This window comes from Neorhizobium lilium (assembly GCF_004053875.1).
Taxonomy (GTDB): Bacteria; Pseudomonadota; Alphaproteobacteria; order Rhizobiales; family Rhizobiaceae; genus Neorhizobium; species Neorhizobium lilii.
Genome location: NZ_SBIP01000009.1, coordinates 1 through 8,282, shown reverse-complemented (window position 1 = coordinate 8,282; position 8,282 = coordinate 1). Strand labels below are relative to the sequence as shown.

8 protein-coding genes are annotated in these 8,282 nt (G+C 60.2%); all 8 read right to left on the bottom strand.

The genetic code is table 11. The features are described 5' to 3' along the window. Positions 1-212 precede the first annotated feature (212 nt). On the bottom strand, positions 213-1,043 hold the full coding sequence (locus EPK99_RS25130) for an MBL fold metallo-hydrolase (RefSeq protein WP_128445845.1): 831 nt from the start codon (positions 1,041-1,043) through the stop codon (positions 213-215). 3 nt (positions 1,044-1,046) lie between these two features. Next, positions 1,047-1,829 (bottom strand): TatD family hydrolase, encoded by a 783-nt coding sequence (locus EPK99_RS25125; RefSeq protein WP_128445844.1) that lies wholly within the window; start codon positions 1,827-1,829, stop codon positions 1,047-1,049. Between the two features lie 11 nt (positions 1,830-1,840). Further along, on the bottom strand, positions 1,841-3,397 hold the full coding sequence (metG, locus tag EPK99_RS25120; RefSeq protein WP_128445843.1) for a methionine--tRNA ligase: 1,557 nt from the start codon (positions 3,395-3,397) through the stop codon (positions 1,841-1,843). A gap of 97 nt (positions 3,398-3,494) precedes the next feature. Beyond that, positions 3,495-4,520, bottom strand: coding sequence for a DNA polymerase III subunit delta' (locus EPK99_RS25115; protein WP_128445842.1), 1,026 nt, complete (start codon positions 4,518-4,520; stop codon positions 3,495-3,497). Beyond that, the gene (tmk, locus tag EPK99_RS25110) at positions 4,517-5,197 is read right to left on the bottom strand and encodes a dTMP kinase (protein WP_128445841.1); all 681 of its coding nucleotides are present in this window, start codon (positions 5,195-5,197) and stop codon (positions 4,517-4,519) included. Before tmk ends, EPK99_RS25115 begins: the two co-directional genes overlap by 4 nt. A 66-nt stretch (positions 5,198-5,263) precedes the next feature. After that, entirely contained in the window at positions 5,264-6,433 is a 1,170-nt protein-coding gene (locus EPK99_RS25105; protein ID WP_128445840.1) for a D-alanyl-D-alanine carboxypeptidase family protein, read from the bottom strand. 206 nt (positions 6,434-6,639) lie between these two features. After that, the gene (locus tag EPK99_RS25095) at positions 6,640-7,767 is read right to left on the bottom strand and encodes a septal ring lytic transglycosylase RlpA family protein (RefSeq protein WP_128445838.1); all 1,128 of its coding nucleotides are present in this window, start codon (positions 7,765-7,767) and stop codon (positions 6,640-6,642) included. A gap of 312 nt (positions 7,768-8,079) precedes the next feature. Continuing rightward, positions 8,080-8,282 (bottom strand): hypothetical protein (locus EPK99_RS25435; RefSeq protein ID WP_164901893.1); only part of this gene is annotated, 203 nt, incomplete at its 5' end.

The following is an 8,282-nucleotide window of genomic DNA, read 5'->3' as shown; positions in this document are numbered from 1 at the left end:
TCATGGTCTCGACCAGGCTGAAGATCGTCATCCTTGCTCCCAACGTTGGCTTTGACCAGTGCGTCGAGAGGCGAGGCTGTCGCATCTCTAACTGGCCCAACTGTCGCATTACTAAATAGCCGCTACAAACCAAAATCAGATAAGATAGATTATGGAACTAACGGATATTTCAGCTGGCAGAACGGCTTGCCAACGTCTTCGATAGCAACCTGCTAAAGCGCATCTGGGCCGACCTCCGTTTCGAAAGCCAAGCCATCATAGGCCGGCTCCACATGCGCCGGTGTCTCCGCGATAACCGTTCCGTAGTCGAGCGGAATGTGCATGTGTGTGAGGATCGCGCGCTTCGGTGCAAAGCTCTCGATCCACGACAAGGCCTGCTCGAGTGACAGATGGCTTGGATGAAACTTGTACTGCAAGGTATCGATGATCAACACGTCGAGCCCCGCGAGCTTCGGGATCGATTCCGCGGGAAAATCGCTGACGTCGCTGCAGTACGCGACGTTGCCGATCCGGAAGCCAAGAGAGTGGATGTCGCCGTGGACCTGTCTGTGTGGCAATACGCTGATCCGACCGCCAGGACCATCGATGCGGATTGGATCGTCCAAACTTTCGATCAGGCGCGGCAGGACGATCGGCGGGTAATTGCCGCCAGGCGGCGTCTCCAGGCAGTAGCCGAAGCCCTGTCGGATACGCTCCATGGTGAAGGCATCCGCATGGATCGGAATGCGCGAATGCTGCATGATGAAATAACCACGAAGATCGTCGATCCCGTGCAGATGGTCGGCATGGGCATGCGTGTAGATCACCGCATCGACGCGCTGTACCTTGGCAGCAATCATCTGCTCGCGAAAATCGGGGCCGGTGTCGACCACGACGACGGTTCGGCCACCATCTGGGGCGATCTGCTCGATCATGAAGGATGCACGGGTTCGGCGGTTCTTGGGGTTGGTCGGATCGCATGCGCCCCAGTCGCCGTTGAGACGCGGCACACCGGGCGATGAGGAGCAGCCGAGAATGGTGAAGCGTCGGCGATAACCCGTCACCCGTCAGAGCCTCGGCATTTTGGAGAAGATCCTGAACGCGTTCTCGGTCGTGATCCGAGCCATCTCGTCGGTGCTCACACCCTTGCAGCTAGCCAGTACTTTCGCTGTGTTGACCACATAGGATGGTTCATTGCGCTTGCCGCGCCAGCGCTTGGGCGCAAGATAAGGCGCATCCGTTTCCACCAGAAGCCGGTCCATCGGCACGGTGCTTGCGATTGCCCGGAGTTCTTCCGATTTCGGGAAGGTCAGGATGCCGGAAAAGGACACATAGCCGCCGAGCTCCACACCTACCCGTGCCAGTTCCGGCCCGGAAGAGAAGCAATGCAGGATGAAAGGGAAGGTCCCCTTCCCGCTTTCCACAGTCAGGATCTCGATCATGTCTTCGTCGGCGCTGCGGCTGTGGATGACCAGCGGTAAGCCCGTCTCGCGCGCCGCAGCGATGTGGCGCAGCAGACCGGTCTTCTGATCGGCCGGCGTCTGCGTGTCGTAGAAATAGTCGAGCCCCGCCTCGCCGATCGCCACGATCTTCTCGTGCTGGCTGGCAAGCCGGATCAGGTCTTCCGCCTGAATATCCAGTTCCTCACCCGCATTGTTGGGATGCGTGCCGACGGAGCAGAAGACGGACGGATACGTCTGCGTGATCGCCAGCAGGCCATCGAGCTTGCGCACCCGTGTCGAGATCGTCACCATCTGCTTGACGCCGGCGTCGTGCGCACGCTCGATCAATGCGTCACGCTCCTCGTCGAAATCAGCGAAATCCAGATGGCAGTGTGTATCGATCAGCATGGCAGGTCGCTTCAGGCTGTGGTTTCAGGTGCAACATAGCGCGGAAAGACGGGCTTCGGTGCTTCGAGCGGCGTTCCCGGCTTCAGCCGCCCGGCTTCGCCAAGAGCGGCAAAATCGCGGGCCTCCATGGGCGCCGCGACGAGGTCGAGAAGCTTGGCGCAGGAATCCGGCATGAAGGGCTGCAGCAGGATCGCGATCTGGCGCACCACTTCAGCCGTCACATAGAGCACGGTGCCCATGCGCACAGGATCGGTCTTCTTCAGCGCCCAAGGCTCCTGGCCGGCAAAATAGCGGTCTGTCTCCGACACGACAGCGATGACGGCGGCAAGCGCCCGGTGAATGAGCTGCTTGCCCATCTCGTCGCGGCAGGTCGCCAGCAGGCTGTCAGCCAGAGCCAGCATCTGCCGGTCTGCTTCCGTAAGTTCGCCCGGCTGCGGTATCTGACCATCGCAGTTCTTGACGATCATCGACAGCGAGCGGCTGGCAAGATTGCCGATGCCATTGGCGAGGTCGGCGTTGATGCGGGTGCCGATCGCGTCTTCGCTGCAATTGCCGTCCTGGCCGAAGGAAATCTCGCGCATCAGGAAGTAGCGGATCTGGTCGAGCCCGAAATGGTTGATCAGCGCGAAAGGATCAAGCACGTTGCCGAGCGACTTCGACATCTTCTCGCCGCCCTTCGCCAGCACGAAACCGTGCGCGAAAACCCGCTTCGGCAAAGGCAGCCCGGCCGACATCAGGAACGCCGGCCAGTAGACGGCGTGGAAGCGGATGATGTCCTTGCCGATGATGTGGATATCGGCGGGCCAGTATTTGGCGCGCGGCCCCTGGGGGTCATCGAGATAGCCCGTGGCGGTGATGTAGTTGGTCAGCGCGTCCACCCAGACATACATGACATGGTCCGGATCGTTCGGTACTTTGATACCCCAATCAAACGTCGTGCGCGAGACGGACAGGTCTCTGAGGCCGGACTTGACGAAGGAGATGACTTCGTTGCGGCGCTCGGCCGGTCCGATGAAATCCGGATTGTCCTCGTAGTGCTTCAGCAGTTTGTCGCCATAGGCCGAGAGGCGGAAGAAGTAGCTGGACTCCTCGACCCATTCTACCGGCGTGCCCTGCGGGCCATAGCGTACGCCGTCGCGGACCTCCGTCTCGTCCTCGGCGTAATAGGCCTCGTCACGAACGGAATACCAGCCGGCATAGCTATCCTTGTAGATGTCGCCATTATCCGCCATCCGCGCCCAGATCTTCTGTGAAGCGGCATGATGGCGCGGCTCCGTGGTGCGGATAAAATCGTCGTTGGACGAATTCAACAGGCGTCCCATCTGCCGAAATTCATTGGAATTCCGCTCCGCAAGCTCTTCCGGGGCGATCCCCTCGGCCCGCGCCGTCTGCTGCATCTTCTGCCCATGCTCGTCCGTGCCGGTCAGGAAGAACACATCCTTGCCGTCGAGCCGCTGGAAGCGCGCCATGGCATCGGTCGCGATAAGCTCATAGGCATGGCCGATATGCGGCTTGCCATTGGGATAGGAGATCGCTGTTGTGATGTAGAAGGGCGTCTTGTCGGACATGAAAGCACCGGGCATGGAGGTTTGACCTGCCGCTCTTAGCGCATGTTTCGCAGATGCGAAACCCAAACTTCCGCTCACGGAGCCGACACCCTGCCCGTCAGCGCGCAGCATCAAGGATGGAGAGGATCGTCTGCTTGCGGTCAAGATTGTAGGCCTGGGATATACTCACCTGCTCCGCAATCTCGCTGACAAGCCTCGCCTGCCGGTCCGCCGCCTCCATGTCGCCGGAAAGCGCAGACTGCCGCGCCCGGTCAGTCAGGTGGTCGTTGAGGTGCTCGAGGAAAAAGCCGAGGATCACTTCGCTGTCCTTGCCCGATAGCACATCAGCAAGCCGGTGCATGGCCTTGCGGGCCGCAGGCCCCTCCGAGGCCATGATGTCGTTGAAGGCCGTGATGATTTCGGTGCCGCCGTAGTTCAACAGTTTCAGCGCCTGAGCAACGCTGCCCTTGGAAAGGTCGAGCACCATCTCTCCCGTCTTGCCGCCGTCGAGCGCAAGACCGAGCGCGGACAGTGCTTGCCCGAGATCCTGGTCTCCGAGCGGGGACAGCCGCAGCGTCTGGCATCGGGAGCGAATGGTCGGCAGAAGTTTGCCCGGCGCATGCGAGAGGACGAGAAAAAGCGCGCGCCGCGGCGGCTCCTCCAGCATTTTGAGGATGGCATTGGCGGCATTGCGGTTAAGGTCGTCGGCAGGATCGATAATGACGATGCGCCAATTGCCAGTACCGGATGTCTGGGAGAAGAAATGCCCTGCCCTGCGCACCTCGTCGACGGTGATCGCCGTCTTCGCTCGACCCGTCTTCTCGTCCACCGGCCGCGTCAGATGCAGCAGATTGTGGGAAGCGCCGGAGGCGATCTGACGGCTGATCGGGGAAGACAGATCAGGTGTATCCAGATGGTCCGGCGCCGCAGTCGGCTCCGGATGAGAAAGAACGTGATTGGCGAAGCGAAAGGCCAATGTTGCCTTGCCTATGCCTTCCGGCCCCTCAAGCAGAATGGCATGATGGATTTTTCCGGATTTATAGCTGCGTGCCAGGAAATCCTCGGCCGCAGCGTGCCCGAACAGATGCGCGTTCTTGGGTGGCGGTAGCGCTCCCTCCAAGACATGGGGATCCTGATCCGTCATCCGACAGATTCCGCGCTGCTCGTCTGCGCAGAGGCAAGTTCGCGCGCAAGCGGTTCAACGATCGCCGCAATGGTCGTGGCAACCTCATCTTCCGGATTGTCGGCTTCCACAACGTGACAGCGAGTGGGATCGGCTTCAGCTATCTCAAGATATGCCTCTCGCCGCTTTTCATGCGTTTCGACCTCCTCCCGCTCGAAGCGATCCGGCGCAGCATCGGCGTTGCGGCCGCGCGCCCGCTTGAGGCCAAGTTCGGCCGGTAAATCGAGGATTAGAGTGCAATCGGGAATGACGCCGTCGATCGCCACCCGTTGCAGGGCCTCGATAAGGTCCTGCTCAAGGTTTCCCGTAATGCCTTGATAAACCCTGGACGAATCGATGAAACGGTCGCAGAGCACGATCGCGCCGCTTTCGAGTGCCGGCCGGATCACCTCTTCCACATGATCGTTGCGCGCAGCCGCAAACAGGATAGCCTCCATCCGCACGCCGTAATTCTCGGCGGCGCCGGACAGCAGCACGTGACGCACCGCTTCGGCGCCTGGGGAGCCGCCAGGCTCCCGCGTGACCAGAACGTCATAGCCGCGACGTCGCAGAAGATCCGCCAGGCGGCGAATCTGAGTCGATTTGCCAGCCCCCTCGCCGCCTTCAAAAGTCACGAACAAACCGGAATGTTCTGCCACGCGTTCTTCCGCACTCACATTTTCAAATTGTTTATAAACGATCCAGGTGCGGCGCGAAACACTGCATTAGAGCCAGAAGGAGGCAAGTTCCATCAGGGCGTCGCTGGCCTGACTGACGAGGCTCCCTTTTTCGACGGAGCCGGCCGCCACGAGCGGCACCTCCCGCACGATCCTGTCGCCCGCCGAAATCCTGAGCACGCCGACATCCTGCCCTTCCCTCACCGGAGCCTTGAGCGGCCAGCGATAGACGATCCGACCAGCCAAGCGGTCTGGATTGCTGGTCGGCAGGTAGATGTCGACCTCATCCTTGGCAACGACATCGATATGACTGGACGCTCCGCCATACACCGCAGCTTCGCCGATCTTCTCTCCCTTTTGGAAAAGTAGCTTGGTCTCGAATGCGCTCAGCCCCCATTCCAGCACCCGACGAGCCTCCTCCAGCCGCTCCTTGTCGCTGGCAAGGCCGCCCATCGCCAGGAACAGCCGCGTATGATTGCGCGAAACAGAGGCGACGGCCGCATAGCCGGAGCCTTCGGCAAATCCTGCACCCAAGCCATCGACGCCGATTCCAAGGCTGAGAAGCGGATTTTTATTGCGCTGGGAAATCTTGTTCCACAGGAAGTCAGGTTGCGAATAGAGCGGATAGAATTCCGGATACTCGCGGTAGATATGGCGCGCGAGCTCCACCATATCCCGCACCGTGGTGCGGCTCTCCGCCGTAGGGAGACCTGTAGAATTTCCGAAGATGGAACGGGTGAGACCAAGGTCTCTGGCGCGAGCTGTCATACGGCTGGCGAATTCGGCTTCTGTACGGGACATACCTTCGGCAAGCACGATGCAGGCGTCGTTGCCGTTCTGGATGACCACGCCCTTCACCAGATCCTCGACCTTGATCTGCGACCTAAGCGCTGCAAACATGGTCGTCGTGCCGGATGGAGCGCCGCCGCTGCGCCATGCAAATTCGGTGACTGGATAAGCCGTGTCGGGAGCGATCTCTCCACGCTTGATTGCGCTGAAAACCACTTCCATCGTCATCAGCTTTGCGAGGGAGGCGGGCGGAAACGACTGGTTCTCGTTGGCGGCAAGCAGGACCGTACCGGTCTTTGCTTCCACCAGATAAATCTGCTTGGCCTTGGATACGAAACCCGGTGCGGTCTCCTCTGCTGCCCGGACGGCGGTCCCAACGCCAAGGCTGGTGACGAAGAATAAGCAGAGATTAAGGAGAAACCGTTGCATCGTCAGACCTACAGCATGTCGCGCAAAAGTGTGTATCGGTTTTGCGTCAACGACATGCGAAAAAACAAAAGCTTAAGCGTGGAAAGCTACTCTGAAAGATCGCGACACGCTTTAAGTGTCAGGCGAAGCGGAAGGCCCCATATCCAAGCGAAGCCTTGGCTGTGCGGCAAACACACGAATTGCCGGACAGCCTGTCGAAAATGAGTTCAGTCCTGCAGCAGCACACCGCCGAACATGACCTGAGGGCCCTTGCTTTTGGGAGCCGATACATAGGCGGTGGCAGCAGTTTCGACCGGCGCACGAACGGCGGGCTGAACCATACGGGGCTGGGCTGTCTGTGGCGCAGGCTTGCCTGCAACAGGCTTGGTTTGGACTGGCGCCGGTCTGGTCTGAACGGGAAGGACAGCGGTTGGGCTCGCCATCGCCACCCGCACTGGAGACGCCGAGCGATCAATCGCCGGGCGCTCCGCAAGTTGCGGCGCTCTCGCAGTCGCCACAGAAGCGCGGTCGATGGTTCTGGTTGGCTGGGCCGCAGCCGTGGCCGGCTTGGGCTTGGACGGAGTACGATTGGCGGATGCAACGGGCTGCGGCAACGCCGAACCGTAGCTCTGCAACTGATCGCCGAACGACTGGTTGGATGCCACCATGACACCGCTTGCAATCTGGCCACCGGGATTGAAGCTCGGCAGACGATCGCCCTTGCGGACATAGGATGCCATCAGGAAGGGCATGTCTTCCCCATCCATCCGCGCACGGCCGACATACTGCACATTCACCTTGGCAGTACCGGTGCGCTTGATGTCGAGAAGTTCTGCCGTTTTGCCGGACACATCGAGAATGCGCCCCTCATGATAAGGCCCGCGATCGTTGACGCGAACGACGACGGACGAACCGTTTTCGAGATTGGTGACGCGCGCATAGCTCGGCAGCGGGAATGTCGGATGCGCAGCGGTCAGAGCCGAGCTGTCATAAACTTCGCCATTGGCCGTGTAGCGCCCGTGGAAAGCCGAACCATACCATGAGGCAAGCCCGCTCTTGTTGTAGTTCGGATCTTCCTTGGGCACATAGGTCTTGCCCTTCACCTGATAGGGGTCGCCCACCATGAAACGGCCGCCGCCCTTCGGCACAGGCTGCCCCTCGGAAACGACGCGCGGGCTGGCTTTTACGCCATACTCCTTTTCGGAGAAGTATTCCTTACTACGCGTCTTCTTTGCCGGCGCCGTCTGGGGCTGGCTTTGGGTTGTCGCACAGGAAGCCATCGACAGGCAGACCACCGATACGCCGAGCAATTTCACGCCGAGCGAAAGCGAACCACGATTAAAACTTGAAGCCATTCGTCCCACGCCGCATTTTTGTGAGGGATCGACCGATAGCCGGCCCAACCTCACGCCCCGTTTCGCTTCGAAGCACCTCGTTCTGCTTCGATACACTGGTGATGCAGTTTTGCTTCTTTCATGGCCAAAATGCGAATGAAAACGGGGGATTAGTTAAAGTTTTAGCGGGTATGGTTAATGGATCGCTAATACTGTGGCGCGGGGCTGGCTATGACCTCGGCATCTCTCGGACATCGAAACAATCGAACTGCTCCTGACGAAAAAGGCGGAGCTTTCGGCCCCGCCTTTCCCTTGTGCATCTGGCTTGGAGGCTCAGAATTCTTCCCAGCTGTCGGCAGATGGTGCGGCTGCGGCAGCGGCGCCGGAGCGGCCGGTAAAGGCCTGGGCAATCTTGCCGACCATGCCGCGGGCCGGCGACGAGACCGGGGCCGTGTGGCTGCTTGCGGTTCTGGGGCCGGATGCGGGCTTCGAGGCCGGTTTGGCGAAGGAGGTGGGCCGCGATGCAGCCGAAACCT

Excerpts from the sequence above, each read along its gene's own strand:
- EPK99_RS25125 (WP_128445844.1), bottom strand. The coding sequence starts at position 1,829 with ATGCTGATCGATACACACTGCCATCTGGATTTCGCTGATTTCGACGAG.
- metG (WP_128445843.1), bottom strand. The coding sequence starts at position 3,397 with ATGTCCGACAAGACGCCCTTCTACATCACAACAGCGATCTCCTATCCC.
- EPK99_RS25115 (WP_128445842.1), bottom strand. The coding sequence starts at position 4,520 with ATGACGGATCAGGATCCCCATGTCTTGGAGGGAGCGCTACCGCCACCC.
- EPK99_RS25105 (WP_128445840.1), bottom strand. The coding sequence starts at position 6,433 with ATGCAACGGTTTCTCCTTAATCTCTGCTTATTCTTCGTCACCAGCCTT.
- EPK99_RS25095 (WP_128445838.1), bottom strand. The coding sequence starts at position 7,767 with ATGGCTTCAAGTTTTAATCGTGGTTCGCTTTCGCTCGGCGTGAAATTG.